Source organism: Streptomyces sp. NPDC005811 (assembly GCF_040630405.1).
In the GTDB taxonomy this organism is placed as follows: domain Bacteria; phylum Actinomycetota; class Actinomycetes; order Streptomycetales; family Streptomycetaceae; genus Streptomyces.
This window is the reverse complement of record NZ_JBEXXK010000006.1, coordinates 262390-282677: the sequence shown is the minus strand read 5'-3', so window position 1 is coordinate 282677 and position 20288 is coordinate 262390. Positions and strand designations below refer to the sequence as shown.

The following is a 20288-nucleotide window of genomic DNA, read 5'->3' as shown; positions in this document are numbered from 1 at the left end:
CCCGGTCGGCCGGGGGGCTGCCCGAACTCCCCGGCGTCGGCTGCCGTTTCAGCCGGCGGCCGTCACACCGCGGCCGGCAGCCCGTCGCGGGAGCGCGGTGGGCCAGTGGGCCATCGCCGCCGTGGCGGCGTACCAGGCGACCGCTCCCGCCGCGACGGCGAACCATCCGCCCACCTTGGTGAGCGAGTCGTTGCCGGCGAACGCGGCGACGGCCATCAGCACCAGCGCCACCAGGAACAACCCGTAGGTCCCCCGGGTGAGTTGGTCCCCGCCCGCCGCGGCCAGGGAGAGCACGACGAGGGCGAACAGGAGCAGGAAGAGCCCGGCGGCGTTGTCGGAGGCCTGAGAGCCGGCGGAGACGGCCCAGGTGAACCAGAACGCGCCGAGAACGGTGAAGGCCGTGCCGCCCGCCGTGTCGCGGTCGCGCAGGGCCAGCAGTCCGGCGACGAACAGGGCGACGCCGCCGATGTAGTGAGCGATGGTCACGGCGTCCGCCGCCGTCACGCCGTCGATCAGGTCGGTGTACCCGAGTCCGAACGCCAACAGGGTGATGCCCAGGGCGAGTCGGCCGACGATCGTGGTGGTGCTTCCCGCGGAGACATCATTGTCCACGGCGGGCTCCCTTCATGCGGTTGTGCGATGCGCGGTGACCGATATATGCCCTTCACAAGGGCACAAACACCTGCGGGAGCAGGGGAATTCGGGGGGCGCGCGCAGACCGCACGGAGGGAGCGCGGGAGAGGTGCGGAAGGGTCGCGAGAGGGCTACGGGATGACGATGACCGGCCGCTTCGCCCGCTTGGCGAGGCGTCCGGCGACGGAGCCGAAGATGCGTCCGACGATGCCGTGCGTGGAGCCGACGACGATCGCGTCCGCCTCGTACTCCCGTCCCACCTCTTCGAGTTCGTGGCAGATGTCACCGCCGCGCTCGACGAGGATCCACGGCACCTCGGCGAGGTACTCCGCGCAGGCGAGCTCCAGCCCGAGCACCTCGGTGCGGTGGTCCGGCACGTCGACGAAGACCGGCGGCTCGCAGCCCGCCCACACGGTCGTGGGCAGCCGGTTGGCGACATGGACGATGATCAGGCCCGCGCGGGAGCGGTGGGCCATGCCGATGGCGTACGCGAGGGCGCGTTCACTGGAGGTGGAGCCGTCGAAGCCGACGACCACGCCGTGCTTGAAGGCGGGATCGCAGGTGGGGCGTGCCTCTTCCGCCGCCAGGGGCTCGGCCGCCGTGGGGTCGGCGACGGGCCGCTTGCGGTCCGCGGGTTCGAAGAATTCGTGACCGGCCATGGCTGTCTCGGCGTATCGATCCTTGTATGGGCTGGACGGCTTGAGCGTCGGAGCTGTGTCCGGGAATTGTCTTCCCAACCCCATACCCCCAAGGGTACGGCGCCACTCCTCCTACGCCCAGACCCCGAGCACCCTCGGTGGGGGTTCCAGGGAGCATGCACGAGGGGGCGCCCGTAACGCAATGGTTGCTGCCCCGTACAGGCGGTTTGCACAGGATTCACTTACCCGTGGCCGACCGGAGGGGGCTCCGGAGTGACCGACCGGCCCCGCCCGCGTTGAGCACCGTGCGCCGGGACCGCCCCGGCCGCACCCTACCCGCCGCCCCACCCGCCGCCCCAGGGAGGAACCCGCTCCATGCGCCCGTCGCGCCCGCCGTCCGCGCCCCGTCCCGGCAGCGAGCGCGCGACCACCGATCTGATCCGCTGGGCGGCCTTCTCCTGTGTCCTCGTCCCGGTGGTCCTCCTCTGGTACGGCACCTCCCTCGCCGGCGCCGCCGGGACCGCCCTGGGCCTGGCCGCCGTCACCGCCGTCTGCCGGCTGCTGCTGAGGCAGTCCGAGCGGGGCGCGGCCCGGCTGCTCGCCGAGGAGGAGGATGCGCGGGGCGCGGGGGCCACGGAACACGCGCCGCAGGCGCACCACCGGGGGCACCGCCAGCGCACCGGAACGGGGTCCCGTCGTGGCGGTCGTCACTCCGGGGGAAACTCACCGGCCGGTTGACCGGTTTTCACGCACCGGACCGGTGCTTTTCAGCCAACTTCCGCCTCCTGTGCATCCCTTGCCGTAACCACCCCCCACCCCCCGTGCCACCTGCGCGTATAACCCCCTGAGAGCCCTGCGCACCCTACGGGGATTGGCCACTACGACGAGGCGCACTTCCCTGCACGCTCCACGAGTGCAACGCTTCGTGATCGAATGCTTCACGCCAAGTTGCCAAGTCGACAATCCGCCGGGTGCTGAACTGGCCACTCCGGCGTCGCGCGACACAGTAGATTCGATCTTGACTGTCTACGGCGGGGGACTCGTGCAGGACCGAGGGGAAACGTGCAGGAGCGACACAACCGAGGAGCCGCGACCACCGAGGGGGGCTTAGCAGGATGAGCCACGACTCCACTGCCGCGCCGGAAGCCGCGGCCCGGAAACTTTCCGGGCGACGCCGCAAGGAGATCGTCGCGGTGCTGCTGTTCAGCGGCGGCCCCATCTTCGAGAGTTCCATTCCGCTGTCGGTGTTCGGGATTGACCGCCAGGACGCCGGCGTGCCGCGCTATCGCCTTTTGGTGTGCGGCGGCGAGGAAGGCCCGCTGCGGACCACAGGGGGCCTGGAACTGACCGCGCCGCATGGCCTGGAAGCGATCTCACGGGCGGGCACGGTCGTCGTGCCGGCCTGGCGTTCGATCACTTCTCCGCCACCGGAGGACGCGCTCGACGCGCTGCGGCGCGCGCATGAAGAGGGTGCCCGCATCGTGGGCCTGTGCACCGGCGCGTTCGTGCTGGCCGCCGCGGGCCTGCTGGACGGCCGCCCGGCCACCACCCACTGGATGTACGCACCGACGCTGGCCAAGCGCTATCCGTCGGTGCACGTCGATCCACGAGAACTCTTCGTGGACGACGGCGACGTCCTGACGTCGGCGGGCACGGCCGCCGGCATCGATCTCTGTCTGCACATCGTGCGGACGGACCACGGCAACGAGGCGGCCGGGGCACTGGCCCGCCGTCTGGTGGTCCCGCCGCGCCGGTCGGGCGGCCAGGAGCGCTACCTCGACCGGTCTTTACCGGAGGAGATCGGCGCCGACCCGCTCGCCGAGGTCGTCGCCTGGGCACTGGAACACCTCCACGAGCAGTTCGACGTGGAGACGCTGGCCGCGCGCGCGTACATGTCGCGTCGCACCTTCGACCGTCGCTTCCGGTCCCTGACCGGCAGCGCGCCGCTCCAGTGGCTGATCACCCAGCGGGTCCTCCAGGCACAGCGCCTGCTGGAGACGTCGGACTACTCGGTGGACGAGGTCGCGGGCCGCTGCGGCTTCCGCTCCCCGGTGGCGCTGCGCGGCCACTTCCGCCGCCAGCTCGGCTCGTCCCCGGCCGCCTACCGGGCGGCGTACCGGGCGCGCCGTCCGCAGGGCGAGCGGATCCTGGAGGCCGAACCGCCGTCGCCGGCGGGTCCGCCGCCGTCCCTCCACCCGGAGGGCCCGGGCCCGGTCCCGCCGCAGATCAGGCGCACGGCCGGCTCGGGCGCCCTGGGCCCCGGCCTCGCGTCGGACCACGCACGCGAGGCGTACGCGACCTCCCGGGCGAGCCTGCCGGGGCAGCGCAGCGGGATGTGACGCGCTAGACGGACGGGGCGGCGGGCGGCGACGAGTTCGCCCTCGCCGCCCTTACCCGTTCCTTCGGGCACCTTCTGTCCCCACCGAGTCGAGCGTGGGGGAGGGTGGGCGAAGGCCGGGGGGCCGGGGGCGGAGCCCCCAGTGAGGGCCCGCCGCAGCACAGGGGCGCCACAAAAGCGGACCTCCGCTTTAGGGTGGTCGCATGAACGATCGCATGGTGTGGATCGACTGCGAGATGACCGGCCTCTCGCTGTCCGACGACGCGCTCATCGAGGTTGCCGCCCTCGTCACCGACTCCGAGCTGAACATCCTCGGCGAGGGGGTGGACATCGTCATCCGGCCGCCGTCCAAGGCACTGGAGACGATGCCGGAGGTGGTGCGCCAGATGCACACCGCGTCCGGTCTGCTGGACGAGCTGGCCGGCGGCACGACCCTCGCCGAGGCCGAGGCCCAGGTCCTCGCCTACGTCCGCGAGCATGTGAAGGAACCCGGCAAGGCCCCGCTGTGCGGCAACTCCGTCGGCACCGACCGCGGCTTCCTCGCCCGCGACATGGCGACCCTGGAGGACTACCTCCACTACCGGATCGTCGACGTCTCCTCCATCAAGGAGCTGGCCCGCCGCTGGTACCCGAGGGCGTACTTCAACAGCCCCGAGAAGAACGGCAACCACCGCGCCCTCGCCGACATCCGTGAGTCGATCGCGGAACTGCGCTACTACCGCGAGGCCGTCTTCGTACCGCAGCCCGGCCCCGACTCCGACACCGCGAGGACGATCGCCGCGAAGCACGTGCTGCCCGCCCGGTAGGGCGCCGGGAGCGGCCCTCGGACGGCCCCGGGAAAAGCCGTGCGCGAGCACCCCTTCGGACCCTGTACACTTTTTCTCGGCCGGTCGGAGACGACACAAAGTCAACAGCCGGTCTTGGTGGGTGTAGCTCAGCTGGTAGAGCACCTGGTTGTGGTCCAGGATGCCGCGGGTTCGAGTCCCGTCACTCACCCTGAGTCATCAGCCGGTGACTTCCCGAAAGGGAGGTCACCGGCTGATGCGTTTCCAGGCCGTACCGGGAACAGGGGGAACCACCATCCACAGCGCCACCACCCCGATCACCACCCGCCGCCTCACCCTCCTTCCCCTCCAGGTGACGCACGCCACGGAGATGGCCGCCGTCCTCGCCGACCCCGCCCTCCACACCTTCATCGGCGGCGCGCCCGGCACCCCCGAGGCCCTGCGCACCCGCTACGCGCGTCTCGTCGCCGGCTCCCCCGACCCGGCCGTCTCCTGGCACAACTGGGTCCTGCGGCTCACCGGCGAGGGGTGTCTCGTCGGCACCGTCCAGGCCACGCTGAGCGGCGCGGAGCACGCCGAGATCGCCTGGGTGGTCGGCACCCCGTGGCAGGGCCGCGGCCTCGCCTCCGAGGCGGCACAAGGGCTCGTACGACGGCTACGGCAGCAGGGCGTCCGTACGATCACCGCCCACATCCACCCCGCCCACCACGCCTCGGCCGCCGTCGCCCGCACGGCCGGCCTCTCCCCCACCGAGGAAGAACAGGACGGCGAGACCCGCTGGCGCCTCGACGCCCCACCCCTCCCCCGCACCTGATGCCGCGGCGTCAGGACGAGGCCCGCCCCACCAGATCCGTAGCCAAAACCACCTGGCGTCGTTCCAGGCCGCGGGAGGCCGCCGGGCGGCGGTCCGCGATCTCCGTGAGGAGGAGGTCCAGCATGCGCCGCCCCATCTCCTCTATCGGCTGGCGCACGCTCGTCAGGGGCGGGTCCATGTGGCGGGCGATGGCCGAGTCGTCGTAGCCGACCAGGGCCACGTCCTCGGGGATACGGCGGCCCGCTTCCCGCAGGGCCTGGCGGGCGCCCGCCGCCATCACGTCCGAGCCGGCGAACACCGCGTCCAGCGACGGGTCGCGGGCGAGCAGCGCCAGCATGGCCCGGTGCCCGCCCTCCTCGGTGAAGTCGCCGGGCTCGACGAGCCCCTCGTCCGCCGCGTACCCCGCGTCGCGCAGGGCGTCGCGGTAGCCGTCGACGCGGCGCTGGGCGCCGTACACGTCGAGGCGGCCGGTGATGTGGGCGATCCGGGTGCGGCCCCGGGCCAGCAGGTGCTCCACGGCCGAGCGGCCGCCGCCGTAGTTGTCGGAGTCCACCGAGGGCAGCGTCTCCCCCGCGGACCGCGGACCGCTGATCACCGCCGGGATCTCCAGCTGGGCCAGCAGGTCCGGCAGCGGGTCGTCGGCGTGGACGGAGACCAGCAGGACCCCGTCCACGCGGTGGGCCGCGAGGTACTGGGCCAGGCGCTGGCGCTCCCGGTCGCTGCCCGCGAAGATCAGTAGCAACTGCATCTCGGTGTCGGCGAGTTCGGCGCCCACACCGCGCAGCATGTCCGAGAAGTACGGCTCGGCGAAGAACCGGGTCTCCGGCTCGGGGACGACCAGGGCGATCGCGTCCGTACGGTTGGCCGCGAGGGCGCGCGCGGCCGTGTTGGGGACGTAGCCGAGTTCCGCGACCGCCGCCTCCACCGCCGCCCGGGTCGCGTCGCTGACCCGGGGCGACCCGTTGATCACCCGGGAGACCGTGCCGCGGCCCACGCCGGCCCGGGCGGCCACCTCTTCGAGGGTGGGCCTGCCACCGCTGCGGCCCCGCGCTCCGTGGCTTGCCATGGGCTCCGCCTTCCCGCCGTCGTCATCACGCTGGCCTGGAATCTAACAGTCCCGACCGCTCGGCCCGTCCGGAGCCCATCGGTCGGTTATGTGCCGAACTGGACGAAATGTGCACCACTCGCCGGGGTTAGCTAACAGCCGGATAACTGAACGCATCTCTCCGTGTTCCCGCCCTTGACACCCCCGCCCGAACCGACGACTCTTCAACACATCACTTGTGGGAGCGCTCCCACGGTACCTGACACATACACATCCCGCACGTTCCCCGCCCGAGCCGCAGCGAGAAACAACGGGCCCAACAATGCAGTTGGCCGGGGGGTCGGCACGTCAGGGCAACAGGAGGACGCAATGCGCGCACGTACCCGAACCGCCCGCCGGGTGGTGGTCCTCGCGGCGGTCGCGTCGCTGGGCGCCGGGCTGCTGGCCGGCTGTGCCGACGACGGCGGCGACGACGCAACCGACGGTTCGTCGTCCGGCGGCGGCAAGGGCAAGACCACGATCACCCTGGGGCTTTTCGGCACCTTCGGCTTCAAGGAGGCCGGGCTCTACACGGAGTACGAGAAGCTCCACCCCGACATCAAGATCGCCGAGAACGTCACGGAGAAGAACGAGAACTACTACCCGGCGCTCGTCAACCACCTCACCACCAACAGCGGCCTGATGGACGTCCAGGCCATCGAGGTGGGCAACATCGCGGAGGTCGTGGCCACCCAGGCGGCCAAGTTCGAGGACATGTCGAAGGTCTCGGGCGTCGACAAGAGCCAGTGGCTGGACTGGAAGTGGTCGCAGGCCACCACCAAGGACGGCCAGACGATCGGCCTCGGCACCGACGTCGGCCCGATGGCCATCTGCTACCGCAAGGACCTCTTCGAGCAGGCCGGTCTGCCCACCGACCGCGAAAAGGTCGGCGCGCTGTGGGCGGGCGACTGGAACAAGTTCGTCACCGCCGGCGAGCAGTACAAGAAGAAGGCCAAGGCGGGCACGTTCTTCATGGACTCCCCCGGCGGCCTGCTCAACGCCGTCCTCAGCAGTGAGAAGGAGAAGTTCTACGACTCCTCCGGCGAGATCATCTACAAGTCGAACCCGGCCGTGAAGGCCGCCTTCGATCTGAGCGCGAAGGCTGCCGAGGAGGGCCTGGTCCAGGCCCAGTCGCAGTTCACCCAGCCCTGGAACACGACGATCGCCCAGAGCAAGTTCGCCACCATCGCCTGCCCGCCGTGGATGCTCGGCACCATCAAGGCCAACGCCAAGGCCGAGGACGCAGGCAAGTGGGACGTGGCCGTCGCGCCCAAGTCCGGCAACTGGGGCGGCTCCTTCCTGGGCGTGCCCAAGAGCGGCAAGCACGTGAAGGAGGCCGAAGAGCTCGTCAAGTGGCTGACCGCGCCCGAGCAGCAGGCGAAGCTCTTCAAGGTGCAGGGCAACTTCCCGAGCGCCCCGGCCACGTACACGATGGCCGAAGTCACCGGCGCCAAGAACGCGATGACCGGTGACTCGCCGGTCGGCACGGTCTTCTCCGAGGCCGCCAAGACCGCCCCGGTGCAGGTGATCGGCCCGAAGGACCAGATCATCCAGCAGGGCCTGTCCGACAACGGCGTCTTCCTCGTCACGAAGGGCAAGTCGGCGAAGGAGGCCTGGGAGACGGCCACCAAGACCATCGACAACAACCTGGACAAGTGACCCGTATGGCCACCCGCCACGACACCGCCGCGCCCCCCGCCAAGGAGGGGGGCGCGGCCCCGGGCCGCGTGCCCGCGGCGGCCACGGAAGCCGAGCGGCGGCGCCGTGACCGGCTCTCGCGCCGCTGGCAGCGGGACATCCGCTGGTCCCCGTACGCCTTCGTCTCGCCGTTCTTCCTGCTGTTCCTCGCGTTCGGCCTGTTCCCGCTGGTCTACACCGGCTGGGCGTCGCTGCACCAGGTGGAGCTGACCGCGCCCACCGACATGACCTGGGTGGGGATGCGCAACTACACGCGCATCTTCGACGACGACTTCTTCTGGAACGCGGCGCGGAACACCCTGACGATCGGGATCATCTCGACCGTTCCCCAGCTGCTGATGGCCATGGGCCTCGCCCATATCCTCAACTACAAGCTGCGCGCCTCGACCTTCTACCGGGTCGCGATGCTCGCGCCGTACGCCACCTCGATCGCGGCCGCCTCGCTGGTCTTCGTGCTCCTCTTCGGGCGCGACTACGGCATGATCAACTGGGTCCTCCACTTCGTCGGGATCGACGCGATCGACTGGCAGAACGACAAGTGGCCGTCACAGATCGCCGTCTCGTCGATCATCATCTGGCGGTGGACCGGCTACAACGCGCTGATCTACCTGGCGGCGATGCAGGCGATCCCGCAGGACCTGTACGAGTCGGCGGCGCTGGACGGCGCCAGCCGCTGGCGGCAGTTCCTGCACGTGACGCTGCCGTCGCTGCGGCCGACGATCCTGTTCACGGTCGTCGTCTCCACGATCGGCGCCAGCCAGGTCTTCGGTGAGCCGCTGCTGTTCGACGCCAACAAGGGCGCCTCGGGCGGCGCGGAGCACCAGTTCCAGACGCTGGGCCTGTACCTGTACGAGCAGGGCTGGGTGAACCAGCACCTGGGACGGGCCTCGGCGATCGCCTGGACGATGTTCCTGATCCTGATCCTGATCGGCATCGTCAACTACGTCATCTCGCGCCGGCTGCGCGCCAGTAGTTAGGAGTACCGGCCGTGACGACGACGACAACGACCGCGAAGTCCGCGGAACCCGAGGGCGCCGTGCCGACGGCCCGCACGGTGCGCCGGCCCAGGTCCGCGCGGGCCGGCGGGCAGATGCACGGCGGCCCGATCGCCTACCTCGTCCTGGGCGTGTTCACCATCGTGTCGCTGTTCCCGCTGCTGTGGACGGCGATCGCCGCGTCCCGCGACAACAACCGGCTGGCGGAGAACCCGCCGCCGTTCGTGTTCGGCTCCAACCTCTTCCACAACGTGGACGTGGCCTGGAACGACGCGAACCTGGGCAAGGCCTTCGTCAACACGACCTTCGTGGCCGGGACTTCGGCGGCGACGATCGTGTTCCTCTCCACGATCGCCGGTTTCGCCTTCGCCAAGCTGCGGTTCAAGGGCAAGGGCGCGCTGATGCTGATCGTGATCGGCACGATGATGGTGCCGCCGCAGCTGAGCGTCATCCCGCTGTACATGATGGTCGCCAAGCTGGAGTGGACCGATCAGCTCCAGGCGGTGATCCTGCCGTCGCTGGTGAGCGCGTTCGGTGTGTTCTTCATGCGGCAGTACCTGATCCAGGCGCTGCCCGACGAGATCATCGAGGCGGCCCGGGTGGACGGCGCGAGCAGCTGGCGTGTCGTGTGGCACGTGGTGTTCCCCACGGCGCGCCCCGCGATGGCGGTGCTCGGCATGCTGACGTTCGTCCAGACGTGGAACGACTTCCTGTGGCCCTTCCTGGTCCTGAGCCAGACCGGCAACCCCACCGTGCAGGTCGCGCTCGCGGGCCTCGGCCGTGGATACACCCCGGACCAGTCCCTGATCATGGCGGGCGCTCTGGTGGGCACGCTGCCGCTGCTGGTGATCTTCGCGATCTTCGGCAAGCAGATCGTGGGCGGCATCATGCAGGGCGCGGTGAAGGGCTGATGAAGGGCTGACCTCCTGCGATCCAGGGGCCGGGTCACCGCCGCCCCGGCCCTGTCCACCTCACTTCCCCCCAATCTCGTCGGCCTCGACGGCCTCGACGACCATCCATGGGAGCGCTTCCATGACTGATCCCGTCACCCCTGTGACCTTTCCTCCCGCCTTCCTCTGGGGCGCGGCGACCTCCGCGTACCAGATCGAGGGGGCGGTGCGGGAGGACGGCCGCACCCCTTCGATCTGGGACACCTTCAGCCATACGCCGGGCAAGACCCTCGGCGGCGAGCACGGTGACATCGCTGTCGACCACTACCACCGCTACCGCGAGGACGTCGCGCTGATGGCGGAGCTGGGCCTGACGGCGTACCGCTTCTCCATCTCCTGGTCCCGGGTCCAGCCGACCGGCCGGGGTCCGGCCGTCCAGGTGGGCCTGGACTTCTACCGCCGGCTGGTCGACGAGCTGCTGGCCAAGGGCATCAAGCCCGCCGTCACCCTCTACCACTGGGACCTGCCGCAGGAGCTGGAGGACGCGGGCGGCTGGCCGGAGCGCGACACGGCGTACCGGTTCGCCGAGTACGCGCAGATCGTCGGCGAGGCGCTGGGCGACCGGGTGGAGAACTGGATCACCCTGAACGAGCCGTGGTGCAGCGCGTTCCTGGGCTACGCGTCCGGGGTGCACGCGCCCGGCCGCACCGACCCGGCGGCGTCGCTGCGCGCGGCCCACCATCTGAACCTCGCCCACGGTCTCGGCACCTCGGCGCTCCGCTCGGTGATGCCGGCCCGCAACTCGGTGGCGATCAGCCTCAACTCCTCGGTCGTACGCCCCCTTTCGCAGTCGCCGGCCGATCTGGCGGCGGTCACGAAGATCGACGACCTGGCCAACGGCGTCTTCCACGGCCCGATCCTGAAGGGCGCGTACCCGGAGTCGCTGCTCGCGGCCACCTCCGCCCTCACCGACTGGTCGTACGTCCTCGACGGCGACCTGCGGGCGATCCACCAGCCGCTGGACGCGCTGGGCCTGAACTACTACACGCCCACGCTGGTCTCGGCGGCGCAGGAGCAGCCGAAGGGCCCGCGCACGGACGGCCACGGCGCGAGCGACCACTCGCCCTGGCCCGCCGCGGACGACGTCGCGTTCCACCAGACCCCGGGCGACCGCACGGAGATGGGCTGGACGATCGACCCGTCGGGCCTGCACGAGCTGATCATGCGGTACACGAAGGAGGCCCCGGGCCTGCCCCTCTCCATCACGGAGAACGGCGCGGCCTACGACGACAAGCCCGACGCGGACGGCCGGGTCCACGACCCGGAGCGGATCGCCTACCTCCACGGCCACCTCTCGGCGGTGCGCCGGGCCATCGCCGACGGCGCGGACGTGCGCGGCTACTACCTGTGGTCCCTGCTGGACAACTTCGAGTGGGCGTACGGCTACGGGAAGCGGTTCGGGGCGGTCTACGTGGACTACGCGACGCTCACCCGGACACCGAAGTCGAGCGCGCACTGGTACGGCGAGGCGGCCCGCACGGGCACCCTCCCGTCCCCGTCACCCGAAACCACCTGACCCGGGGAAGGGGAGGGGCGCGGCACGTCGAGGGGGCGTGCCGCGCCCCGGTGGTTTTCCCGGGGACCGCTCAGAGGGTGCCCGGTGCCGCGAGCCACTGGGTCGGCTGCCCGGTCACCGACGCGATCGTCTCGAAGTCGTTGTCGTAGTGCAGCACGGTCAGCCCTTGAAGTTCGGCGGTGGCGGCGACGAGCAGATCCACGGCGCCGGCACAGCGGTGCCGTCCCTTCTCGGTGAGTTCCCGTTGTACGTCCCATGCTCGCGTGACGGCCCGGTCGTCCAGAGGCGTCCAGCCGAACACCGCGTCCAGGTCCCGGACCAGTTCGGCCCGGTCCTCGGCATTCCTCGCGCTATAGAGAAACTCGACCTCGGTCAGCGGGCAGCGGGCGATCAGGCCCTCCTCCAAGGGCTTCTCCCAGAGGGCGCGAGCCGGCCGCTTCAGGATGCGCACGAGGGCGCTGGTGTCGATGAGGTAGGCGGCCGCGCTCATCGACGGTAGTTCTCCTTCTCCAGCAACACGTCGAAGTCGCCGGCGTCCGCCCGCGCCGCGAGCCGGGCCAGGGCGAGCGCACGCTTCTTGCGCTCCACCCCTTCCTTGAGTGCGGCGTTGACCGTGTCCTTCTTGGTCTTGGTACCGAAAGCTATGGCCGCCTCGGCCAGCAGTTCCTCGTCGATGTCGATCAGCGTCTTGGGCATGGGAACCTCCTGGATATCCGAAGCTTCTTCGAGTATATCCAGCGGACCGGGATCAGCGATGTCCCAGTTCGAACCAGGTTCCCTTGCCCGGACCGGGTCCATGGGTGCAGACGCCCCAGGCATCGGCGCTGCAGGAGATGAGCTGTATGCCGCGGCCGCCTTCGTCATCCGGATCGGCGGCCGACGTACGGACGACGGGCAGGCCCGGCGCGGCGTCCTGGACGAGCACACGCAGGCGGGCGCCATCCGCCCAGCCCGCGTGGAGGGTGACAGGGTCGGCGCAGCCCTTGTCGGCACAGGCGTTGACGGCGTTGGTGACGGCCTCGGAGGTGAGGAGCACCGCGGTGTCGGCGAGTTCGGGATGGGGGGAGTTGGCGAGGAGGGTACGGACGGTGTCGCGGGCGGCGCGGACCCAGACGGGGTGGGGCGGGAAGGTGAGGGTGACGCTGGGCGGGTCTTCCATGGGGGCTCCCGTGTCGATGGTGCCGTGGGGTTCCACGCGGTGACCAGGTCCGGGCCTCGGCAAGTGGGGTGAGGGCGGGGGTACTTCCTCGTGGGCTCGTCGTCGACGGTAGAAGCACGCTTGGTGAAGTTACAACCGTGTACGCCGACTTACGCTCTCATGGGTGACGGGCACCCAAGCGGGTGGACGATCCCACGGACACCAAGAGACACTGCGCCGCATGCCACCCAGGACGAACCCGAGCGAACGCCAGCGACGCCTGGGCGTGGAACTGCGCAGACTCCGCGTACGGGCCGGGCTGTCAGGGGATGTCGCAGCCGAGGTGATCGAGGCCGAACGCACCCGGATCAGCCACATCGAGAGCGGCAGGGTCGACGTTCCCCGCAACGGCCTGTACCGGTTGCTCCGCGCTTACGGATGCCCCGAGGGCGCTTACTTCGAGAGCCTGATGGAGATGGCCCACGAGAGCGGAAGAGGCTGGTGGGGCGAGTACAGCGACACGATCGGTCCGGCGGCTCGGGATCTGGCCGAGCTCGAGTCCCGTACAACCGTGCTACGGACGCACGAGCCGATGCTCATCCCGGGAATGCTGCAGACCGAGGAGTACGCCCGTGCCGTCCTCGCGACCACCGAATCGGATGCCCAACGAGCTTCCCGTTACACCCAATTCCGACTGGCGAGACAACGCGTGCTGGCCGGCGGATCCCCGCTGACGTATCACGCGGTCATCCACGAGACAGCGCTCCACACACGTGTGGGCGGACCTGCGGTCATGCGCAGGCAGCTTCTGCGGCTGATCGAGCTGTCTCGGATGCCACATGTGACCGTGCAGATCTTCCCGTTCGAGGCCGGAAACTACGCGGCTCACACCCAGTCGTTCGTCCTCTACGGCGCTTCTGCCCCCGAGCTGGACACGGTCTACCTGGAGCATCCGACCCAGTCGCTCTTCCTGCGGGATGGAAAGCAGCTCGATGAGTACGCCAAAATGTTCGAGCGACTCTCAGAACTGGCGCTGCCCCCGGTCGACCCGGAGTCTGCACCGGAGTCGCACGAGTCCCGGGATTCGCTGAGCCTCGTCCAGCACGTGATGTACACCTTGTGAGAGGAACGCATGCCCCAACTCACCTGGCAGAAGTCCTCGTTCAGCTCGGGCGGTGAGGGTAACTGCATAGAACTGGCCGAGTCCGCCCCCTCTCACCTCCACCTCCGCGAAAGCGACCACCCCCACGAGCTCGCCGCCATCACCCCCGACGCCCTCGCGGAGCTTCTGCGCGCCCTGAAGTCCGGCGCCCTCACCCGCTGAAACCCGGGTACGCCAGCGGGAAGGAAGCCCGTCGGCGCCATCGCGTCCCGTCGTGGACCAGCAGGTCGACCGCCGAGACCCGCGTGACGACGGGGAGACCGGCGAGCAGGTAGGCCTCGGCCCTCTCCACGACCGCCTCGTCCTGGCCCTGGGCGACCGTCAGGTGGGGGACGACCTCGTCGAACTGCCCGCCGAACGGCGGGCATTCCGGCCACCGTTCCGCGATCGCTTCGGTGAGGCACCTGAAGCCGGCGCCCGTTTCGGGGGCGAGATACAGCACTCCGGGGAACCGGCCGCAGTGGTCGAAGCGGGCCTCGAAGGACTCGTACCGGCCGAATACCTCGCCGAGCGCGGCACCCACACCCTCATCGATGCGGCTCGCGTCGAGAAACGGGAAGAGCACCGTGACATGAGCCGGAACACCGGCAGAGGCCGAGGGGTCAAGCCGGTCGCGCCAGGCTCGTACCAGGGGCTCCGCCTCCGGAACCCGCACGATCAGCCCCGACTGCCCCGCCCGGAATCCCCGGGCGTCGTCATCCGCCGTCACGAGAGACTTCCCGTCGCGCCCCCACCCCTCCGCTCCACGAGCGCGGCCAAGCCGTCCAGGGCGCGGGCCAGGCCGAAGGTGTACGCGTGTTCGGGGTGGTGGGCGCTGCCGTGCGCGGTGCCCGCCGCCGTGCCCACGCGGGTGGCGGTCGGATACGCGGCGGGGTCGAGGACCTGCGCGAGCAGGGGGGCGTTCGCGGCCCACCACTGTGCGTCGTCCATCGCGCTGTCCCGTCGGGCGTCGCGCGCCTCGGCCGCCGAGCGGGCGTGGGCCCGGACGAAGTCGAGGAGGTAGGTCAGGGCGTCGTCCCGCTCGACGTCGTCGAGGCCGCACCCCTCCAGCGCCGACAGCTCGTGTTCGTACTTGGCCATCAGCCCCGGCCCCAGCGGCGGCCGGCCGGTGGCGACCGCCGCGGCCCACGGGTGCGCCTCGAACAGCGCCCTGTTCTCCTCGGCCACGGCGGTCAGCCGCTCCCGCCAGGGCCGCCCCGCGGTGTCGGTACGGGGCATCCGGGCGTAGACGGCGTCCAGCATGAGGTCCAGCAGCTCCGCCTTGCCCGGCACATAGGTGTAGAGCGTCATCGGCGCCACCCCCAGCCCCTGCGCCACCCGTCGCATGGTCGGCGCCTCCAGCCCCTCGGCGTCCGCCAGGCCGATCGCGACGTCGACGACCGCGTCGATGCTGAGCCGCTGCCGCGGTCCGCGTCGGGGGGCGTCGGCGGGGACGCGCCAGAGCAACTCCAGGGTGCGGGCCGGGTCTCCGGCGCTGCTTCTCTCGACAGGCACGGGGTCAGTTTCCCCCATGCGTGGACTCCCCCGCATATTATCTTCGTACGCAGTACAGTGTACAAAGTACGGAGTTTCCGTCACCGTCACCGCCCTCTCCGAAGGAGCACCCGTGCCGATCACCGCCTCCGCCATCTCCCTGAACGTCGACGACGTGGCCGCGTCCAGCGCCTTCCTCACCGAGCACTTCGGGTTCCGGGAGGAGGCGGCGGCCGACGGGTTCGTGTCGCTGAGCCGGCCGGACGCCGGCATGAACGTCGTCTATCTGCGGCGCGGTCTCGCGTCGCTGCCCGAGGACCAGCGCGACGACCACGCCGACGGGGTGATCCTCGCCTTCGTCGTGGACGACCTGGAGGCCGAGCTGGCCCGGCTGACCGCCGAGGGCGTCACCGTCACCATGCCGCTGACCGAGGAGCCCTGGGGCGAGCGCGCCTTTCAGGTCACCGACCCCAACGGGGTCATCGTCCAGCTCGTCGACTGGGTCAGCGCAGAAGGGTGAGCGTCACGGTGACCGCGAGGGCGACGACCGCCGCGGCCGCCCACAGCAGCGCGGCCTTGCGCTGCCGGCTGAAGCGGTCGATGACCTTGATCTCGCCGGAGGGGAGGCGGAAGGCGTAGTAGACGTGGTCCGGGTCGGCGGGGGTCTCGACCCTGGCGAGGGGGAGGAGCGCGACGGTGACGTGGCGACGAACCTCGCGGGCCCGGGTCGCGAGGAGGGGCGCGAGCCGCTTGGCGTGGCCGTCCTCCAGGAAGTCCGGGAGGTCGTCGTCGGGGCTCGTGAGGGTCGCCCGGTACCAGTCGCCGGTCCTCACCTGCCCGGGGTGGCGCTTGGCGGGCAGGGCGTCACGGCGGGGCTCATGGGTGATCGTGGCGCCGGTGCAGACGGTGAGGCGGCCCGTGGCGTCGCACTCCTTGTGCTCGACCCGCCGGTCGCCGTCGCACGTCCCGCAGACCACGTCACCCTGCCCGCGGCAGGCCGCGCACTCCCGCCGCCAGTCGCCCGAGCACTTCGGGCAGGCCACGTCCGCCGCGTGGCACCGCTTGCACTCGGCGGCCCGCTCCCGCGTCCCCTCCTTGCGGGGACGGGTGCCGTCCCGGGCCCGGCGCGTGCGGGGCGTGCCGGTGCCGTCGCACTCCCAGCACGTGTCCGGACCGCCGCGGCACGCCTCGCAGTCGGTCCAGGGCGGACAGTCGGTCCTGCCCCGCCCCTCGCACGCCGCGCAGTCCTTCCGGCCGTCCACGCAGTCCCCGCACGGCACCTCGTCGAGGGTCCCCTCCCGGACCAGGTGGACGACCTGGTGGTGCGAGGGGTCCGCGGGCGGCTCCACGACGTACGCGTCGAGGTCCGTGTAGGTGGGGCGTGCGGCGATCGCTCCGTTCCTGCTCAGCGGGCCCTTCGCCGTCCGGCGGGTCTCCTTGCCCCGCTCCTCGATCGAGCGGTGGATCTCGCACTCCAGGAGCGACTCCCAGACGAGGGTCGCCGCGCCCGGGTCGGTGAGCCGGGTGGTGGACCGGCGCCGGGCCGCCAGCTGCCGTTCGACGGCCTTCAGGATCTCCTCGTCGGACGGTCTCCTGGGCAACGCAAGCTCCCCTCGCCGACGGGCGACACACGCGAGAAGAGCAGGGTAGGAGGCCCCCAGGTCGGCGACAAGGGGGCCTCGTCCAGCGGCACTACACCGCGCGCGGCTCCCGTACGACCGCCACCCCGCCCGGGGGCACGGACACCGAACCGCCCAGTACCGGCTTGCCGCCCAGCAGTTCCACCGCGTCGGCGGCGACGGCGATCTCCGCCCCCGCGCCCGCGTGGTCGATCAGGAACAGGTAGTCGGCCTCGGCGCCCCGACGGCGGACCGCCTCCACCCCGGGCGGCAGGACGGCGTCCAGGACCGGCCGTACGTCCGCCTCCTCGCGGATGCGGTGCAGCAGCGCGGCCAGGGTCTCGGCGTCGGGCAGGGTCGCCACGTACCAGGCGGTGCCGGTGCCGTAGCCGTGCCGGGTGACCGCCGGGACGCCCGCCAGCGGACCGTCGGTGTACGAGGCGACGGCCTGCGCTCCGGCGAGCCGCACCCGCTCGGACCACAGCGCCCCCGAGCCCCCGGAGTCCAGCGCGACCTCCTGTCCCGGCAGCAGCGGGAACAGCTCGTCGGTCCGCACCCCCAGCGCCTCGCGGAACGCGCCCGGGTAACCGCCCAGCCGTACATGGCAGTTCTGGTCCACGGCCCCGCTGTGGAAGCCGGTCACCAGCGTGCCGCCGCGCTCGGCGAACGCGGTGAGGTTCGCGGCGCCCGCGTCGTCCACGAGGTACAGGCTGGGGGCCAGGACCAGCCGGTACGCCGACAGGTCCGCGTCCGGCCGGACGAAGTCCACGGCGACGCCCGCCCGCCACAGCGGCTCGTACCAGGAGCGGACGAGCTCCAGGAAGCGGACCGCCTCGCTGGGCTGCGAGGGCAGTTCCAGCGCCCACTTGGCGTCCCAGTCCCAGACGATCGCCGTCTCGGCGGTGCCGGTGCTGCCGCGTACCTCGGCGAGCGCCCTGAGGTCGGCGCCGAGTGCCACCACGTCCCGCCAGATCGCGCTGTCCGTGCCGGCGTGCGGCAGCATCGCCGAGTGCCACTGCTCGGCGCCCGCCTTCGCGGCCCGCCACTGGAAGTAGGCGATGCCGTCGGCGCCGCGCGCCACATGCGCGAGCGCGTTGCGCTTCAACTCGCCGGGACCCTTGGCCCGGTTGACGGGCTGCCAGTTCACCGCGCCCGTGGAATGCTCCATCAGCAGCCAGGGGCCGCCCGCCAGGGACCGTACGAGATCACCGCTCATCGCGATGTCGATCTCGGACTCGGGGTCGGTCGAGCGCAGGTAGTGGTCGTTGGAGACGATGTCCAGCGCCGGAGCCCAGCGCCAGTAGTCCAGCGCGTCGAAGTTGTACATCACCATGAAGTTGGTGGTGGCGGGGAGCGCCGGTGCGGCCTCGGCCAGCACCTCGCGCTCCGCCGTGCACAGCGACAGCAGCTCGTCGCTGCAGAAGCGGCGCCAGTCCAGCCGGTGGGCGGGGTGGGGGACCGCGCCCGTGGCCCGGGGCGGGATGATCTCGTCCCAGTCGTAGTACCACTGGCTCCAGAAGGTGGTGCCCCAGGCGTCGTTGAGCGCCGCGAGGTCGTCGGCGTACTTCGCCCGCAGCCAGCGGCGGAACGAGGCGGCGCTCGTGTCGCAGTAGCACTCGGCGTTGTGGCAGCCGTACTCGTTGTGGACGTGCCACATGACGACCGCGGGATGCGCGGCGTACCGCTCCCCCAGCGCCCGCGCGATCCGCAGGGCGGCCTCGCGGTAGGCGGGGCTCGACGGGCAGAACGTCTGACGGCTGCCGTACGCCAGTCCGCGGCCGTCGCGGTCCACCGGCAGCGCCTCGGGGTGGGCCTTGAAGAACCAGGCCGGCGGGGCCGCCGTCGGGGTCGCGAGGTCGGCGGCGATGCCGTGGGTGTACAGCAGGTCGAGGATCCGGTCGAGGCGCGAGAAGTCGTACTCGCCCTCCTTCGGCTCCAGCAGCGCCCAGGAGAAGATGTTGACGCTGACCATGTTCACCCCGGCCTCGGCCATGAGGCGCACGTCCTCGGCCCAGACCTCCTCGGGCCACTGCTCGGGGTTGTAGTCGCCTCCGTACGCGATCCCGGGGACCTTCAGTTCTCTTTCCATCACTCGCCTCCCGACAGCAGCCGGCGCGTGGTGTCCACGCCCCACGGATCAAGGGAGAGGAGACGGTCGCCCGAGGCCCTCAGGCCGCCCGTCGCCTCCATGTGCGCGGCCCATCGCTCGCGCGTCTCCACCACCGGACGGGCCAGCAGGCAGTCCGGGTCGTTGGTCCAGAACCGGCCGTGCTGCCACTGCCGGGCGGCGCCGGTGAACTCGGCCGCGTCCTGACCGGGCCGGCTGAAGTCGCCGGCCTCGGGGGCGCGGTGCGGTGCCGTGTCCGGGCCGACCCGCATCGCGTCGAACAGGCCGATCGACGGCAGGATCGGCGCGCCGGAGCCCAGCAGGTACGCCTCCGGGCCGATGGCGGCCCGGATCAGCGCGATCCCGTCGCGGTACGCGGTCAGCGGGTCCACGGGTGTGTGCCGTACGCCGTCCAGGGCGCCCGCGGACAGGAAGTCGGCCCTGAAGCAGTCGTAGCCCTCGGCGCGCAGGGTACGGAAGACCTCCGTCAGGTACGCCGCCGCCCCGGGGTGGGTGGTGTCGAGGACGTACAGGTCGCGGCCGCGGGGGCGGCCGGCGTGCGCGAGGCCGCCGTCCGCGGTGCGGACCAGCCAGTCGGGGTGCCCGGCGGCGAGGTCGCTGCCGGGGTCGACCAGGAAGGGCGCGGTCCAGATGCCGGCGCGGCGGCCCCGGGCCCGGACGGCCTCCGCGATCCCGCGGCGGGAGCGGAAGCGTCCGGAGAGGGTGAGCCAGTCGCCGAGGGCCTTCTGGTGGCCGTCGTCGATCAGGACGACGTCGATCGGCAGGTCGAGGGTGTCCATCGCGCGGAGGTTCTCGTGGATGTCGTCCTCGGTGGCCCCGGAGGCCTCGGTGGTCCCGGAGACCCCGCCGGCCCCGGTGCGGTACGCGTGCCCGGAGCACCAGACCGTGGGGGCCGGGCGCGGCGCCGGGACGCCGAGGCCGGACGCCCACTCGGCCAGCACGGCCTGGATGTCCGGGCCCGTGAACTCCTTCACCGGGCGGTCGGCGCTGATCTCCGCCACCGGTCCGGCCGGGGTGAGGCGGAGGGAGGGCACCTCGTGGACCGGGTCCGGTGCCGCCCACAGCCGCACGGGCGAGCCGTCGCCGGGGTCGAGGGCGAGCAGGCCCTCGCCCTGGAAGACCCCCGCGGGGACGGTGACCCCGGGACGGTGGCCGCCGGTCGCCGAGGCGGCGTCGGCCGGGCGGTGGGGGCGGGCGTCGAGGGCGTAGGCGCCGCTCGGGCTCCGGGACTGCCAGCCCTCCTCGTGGACACGGGCACGCCGTGGATCCACGGGGACGGCGGCCACCGGGGTGAAGGGGTGGTGCACGGGGGTCTCT

The 20288-nt window shown here is 71.4% G+C and carries 22 protein-coding genes and 1 tRNA gene; 12 read left to right on the top strand and 11 right to left on the bottom strand.

All coding sequences use genetic code 11. The annotated features are described in order from the left end of the window. Positions 1 to 48 precede the first annotated feature (48 nt). Positions 49 to 612: a GPR1/FUN34/YaaH family transporter gene (locus ABZ490_RS09340; protein ID WP_358986691.1), complete on the bottom strand. Its 564-nt coding sequence runs from the start codon at positions 610 to 612 to the stop codon at positions 49 to 51. A 152-nt stretch (positions 613 to 764) separates the two neighbouring features. Beyond that, positions 765 to 1292, bottom strand: a complete 528-nt coding sequence (locus tag ABZ490_RS09335; RefSeq protein WP_055632286.1) for a universal stress protein — start codon at positions 1290 to 1292, stop codon at positions 765 to 767. A 354-nt stretch (positions 1293 to 1646) separates the two neighbouring features. On the opposite strand from ABZ490_RS09335, the gene ABZ490_RS09330 reads away from it, so the two are divergent. The 5 genes from ABZ490_RS09330 to ABZ490_RS09310 all read left to right on the top strand — a co-directional run bounded on the left by ABZ490_RS09330 (position 1647) and on the right by ABZ490_RS09310 (position 5208). After that, complete coding sequence (locus ABZ490_RS09330) at positions 1647 to 2009, top strand: hypothetical protein (RefSeq protein ID WP_358986687.1); 363 nt, start codon at positions 1647 to 1649, stop codon at positions 2007 to 2009. A gap of 377 nt (positions 2010 to 2386) precedes the next feature. Further along, complete coding sequence (locus ABZ490_RS09325; RefSeq protein ID WP_358986684.1) at positions 2387 to 3610, top strand: helix-turn-helix domain-containing protein; 1224 nt, start codon at positions 2387 to 2389, stop codon at positions 3608 to 3610. A 202-nt stretch (positions 3611 to 3812) separates the two neighbouring features. Then, positions 3813 to 4415 (top strand): oligoribonuclease, encoded by a 603-nt coding sequence (orn, locus tag ABZ490_RS09320; protein WP_358986681.1) that lies wholly within the window; start codon positions 3813 to 3815, stop codon positions 4413 to 4415. 117 nt (positions 4416 to 4532) lie between these two features. Then, a tRNA-His gene (locus tag ABZ490_RS09315) sits at positions 4533 to 4605 on the top strand. Between the two features lie 45 nt (positions 4606 to 4650). Continuing rightward, on the top strand, positions 4651 to 5208 hold the full coding sequence (locus ABZ490_RS09310; protein WP_358986678.1) for a GNAT family N-acetyltransferase: 558 nt from the start codon (positions 4651 to 4653) through the stop codon (positions 5206 to 5208). Positions 5209 to 5218: 10 nt separating this feature from the next. On the opposite strand, the gene ABZ490_RS09305 is transcribed toward ABZ490_RS09310, so the two are convergent. After that, complete coding sequence (locus tag ABZ490_RS09305) at positions 5219 to 6274, bottom strand: LacI family DNA-binding transcriptional regulator (protein WP_358986676.1); 1056 nt, start codon at positions 6272 to 6274, stop codon at positions 5219 to 5221. 348 nt (positions 6275 to 6622) lie between these two features. Here ABZ490_RS09305 and ABZ490_RS09300 point away from each other — a divergent pair, with 348 nt between their 5' ends. The 4 genes from ABZ490_RS09300 to ABZ490_RS09285 all read left to right on the top strand — a co-directional run bounded on the left by ABZ490_RS09300 (position 6623) and on the right by ABZ490_RS09285 (position 11451). Then, entirely contained in the window at positions 6623 to 7951 is a 1329-nt protein-coding gene (locus ABZ490_RS09300) for an ABC transporter substrate-binding protein (protein ID WP_358986673.1), read from the top strand. A 5-nt stretch (positions 7952 to 7956) separates the two neighbouring features. After that, positions 7957 to 8967: a sugar ABC transporter permease gene (locus ABZ490_RS09295; protein ID WP_358986795.1), complete on the top strand. Its 1011-nt coding sequence runs from the start codon at positions 7957 to 7959 to the stop codon at positions 8965 to 8967. Positions 8968 to 9026: 59 nt separating this feature from the next. Next, positions 9027 to 9896 (top strand): carbohydrate ABC transporter permease, encoded by an 870-nt coding sequence (locus ABZ490_RS09290; RefSeq protein ID WP_358986792.1) that lies wholly within the window; start codon positions 9027 to 9029, stop codon positions 9894 to 9896. A 121-nt stretch (positions 9897 to 10017) separates the two neighbouring features. Continuing rightward, positions 10018 to 11451, top strand: a complete 1434-nt coding sequence (locus ABZ490_RS09285) for a GH1 family beta-glucosidase (protein ID WP_358986670.1) — start codon at positions 10018 to 10020, stop codon at positions 11449 to 11451. A gap of 70 nt (positions 11452 to 11521) precedes the next feature. On the opposite strand, the gene ABZ490_RS09280 is transcribed toward ABZ490_RS09285, so the two are convergent. From ABZ490_RS09280 to ABZ490_RS09270, 3 genes are read right to left on the bottom strand one after another with little or no spacing between them, the layout of a single operon-like run. Then, a complete protein-coding gene (locus ABZ490_RS09280; RefSeq protein WP_358986667.1) occupies positions 11522 to 11941 on the bottom strand; it encodes a PIN domain nuclease in 420 nt (139 codons plus the stop codon). After that, entirely contained in the window at positions 11938 to 12147 is a 210-nt protein-coding gene (locus ABZ490_RS09275; protein WP_055633942.1) for a type II toxin-antitoxin system VapB family antitoxin, read from the bottom strand. Before ABZ490_RS09275 ends, ABZ490_RS09280 begins: the two co-directional genes overlap by 4 nt. Before the next feature lie 52 nt (positions 12148 to 12199). Beyond that, a complete protein-coding gene (locus ABZ490_RS09270) occupies positions 12200 to 12610 on the bottom strand; it encodes an ATP-binding protein (RefSeq protein ID WP_358986663.1) in 411 nt (136 codons plus the stop codon). Positions 12611 to 12830: 220 nt separating this feature from the next. Here ABZ490_RS09270 and ABZ490_RS09265 point away from each other — a divergent pair, with 220 nt between their 5' ends. Then, on the top strand, positions 12831 to 13712 hold the full coding sequence (locus ABZ490_RS09265; protein WP_358986660.1) for a helix-turn-helix transcriptional regulator: 882 nt from the start codon (positions 12831 to 12833) through the stop codon (positions 13710 to 13712). Between the two features lie 9 nt (positions 13713 to 13721). After that, the gene (locus ABZ490_RS09260) at positions 13722 to 13913 is read left to right on the top strand and encodes a DUF397 domain-containing protein (RefSeq protein ID WP_358986657.1); all 192 of its coding nucleotides are present in this window, start codon (positions 13722 to 13724) and stop codon (positions 13911 to 13913) included. Here the strand turns inward: ABZ490_RS09260 and ABZ490_RS09255 are convergent. Together ABZ490_RS09255 and ABZ490_RS09250 are read right to left on the bottom strand one after the other, a co-directional pair. Continuing rightward, complete coding sequence (locus ABZ490_RS09255; RefSeq protein WP_358986655.1) at positions 13903 to 14460, bottom strand: 2'-5' RNA ligase family protein; 558 nt, start codon at positions 14458 to 14460, stop codon at positions 13903 to 13905. The genes ABZ490_RS09260 and ABZ490_RS09255 overlap by 11 nt on opposite strands. Then, complete coding sequence (locus ABZ490_RS09250; RefSeq protein WP_358986652.1) at positions 14457 to 15245, bottom strand: TetR/AcrR family transcriptional regulator C-terminal domain-containing protein; 789 nt, start codon at positions 15243 to 15245, stop codon at positions 14457 to 14459. The genes ABZ490_RS09255 and ABZ490_RS09250 overlap by 4 nt, the downstream gene beginning before the upstream one ends. Positions 15246 to 15357: 112 nt before the next feature. On the opposite strand from ABZ490_RS09250, the gene ABZ490_RS09245 reads away from it, so the two are divergent. Beyond that, on the top strand, positions 15358 to 15744 hold the full coding sequence (locus ABZ490_RS09245) for a VOC family protein (RefSeq protein ID WP_358986650.1): 387 nt from the start codon (positions 15358 to 15360) through the stop codon (positions 15742 to 15744). Here ABZ490_RS09245 and ABZ490_RS09240 read toward each other — a convergent pair. The 3 genes from ABZ490_RS09240 to ABZ490_RS09230 all read right to left on the bottom strand — a co-directional run bounded on the left by ABZ490_RS09240 (position 15728) and on the right by ABZ490_RS09230 (position 20278). Then, positions 15728 to 16825, bottom strand: coding sequence for a hypothetical protein (locus ABZ490_RS09240; RefSeq protein ID WP_358986647.1), 1098 nt, complete (start codon positions 16823 to 16825; stop codon positions 15728 to 15730). The two genes, ABZ490_RS09245 and ABZ490_RS09240, sit on opposite strands and share 17 nt — an antisense overlap. A 91-nt stretch (positions 16826 to 16916) precedes the next feature. After that, a complete protein-coding gene (locus ABZ490_RS09235; RefSeq protein WP_358986645.1) occupies positions 16917 to 18932 on the bottom strand; it encodes a beta-galactosidase in 2016 nt (671 codons plus the stop codon). Beyond that, positions 18932 to 20278 carry a glycoside hydrolase family 36 protein gene (locus ABZ490_RS09230; RefSeq protein WP_358986642.1) on the bottom strand — a complete coding sequence of 449 codons (1347 nt, stop codon included), beginning with the start codon at positions 20276 to 20278 and terminating at the stop codon, positions 18932 to 18934. Before ABZ490_RS09230 ends, ABZ490_RS09235 begins: the two co-directional genes overlap by 1 nt. Positions 20279 to 20288 lie beyond the last annotated feature (10 nt).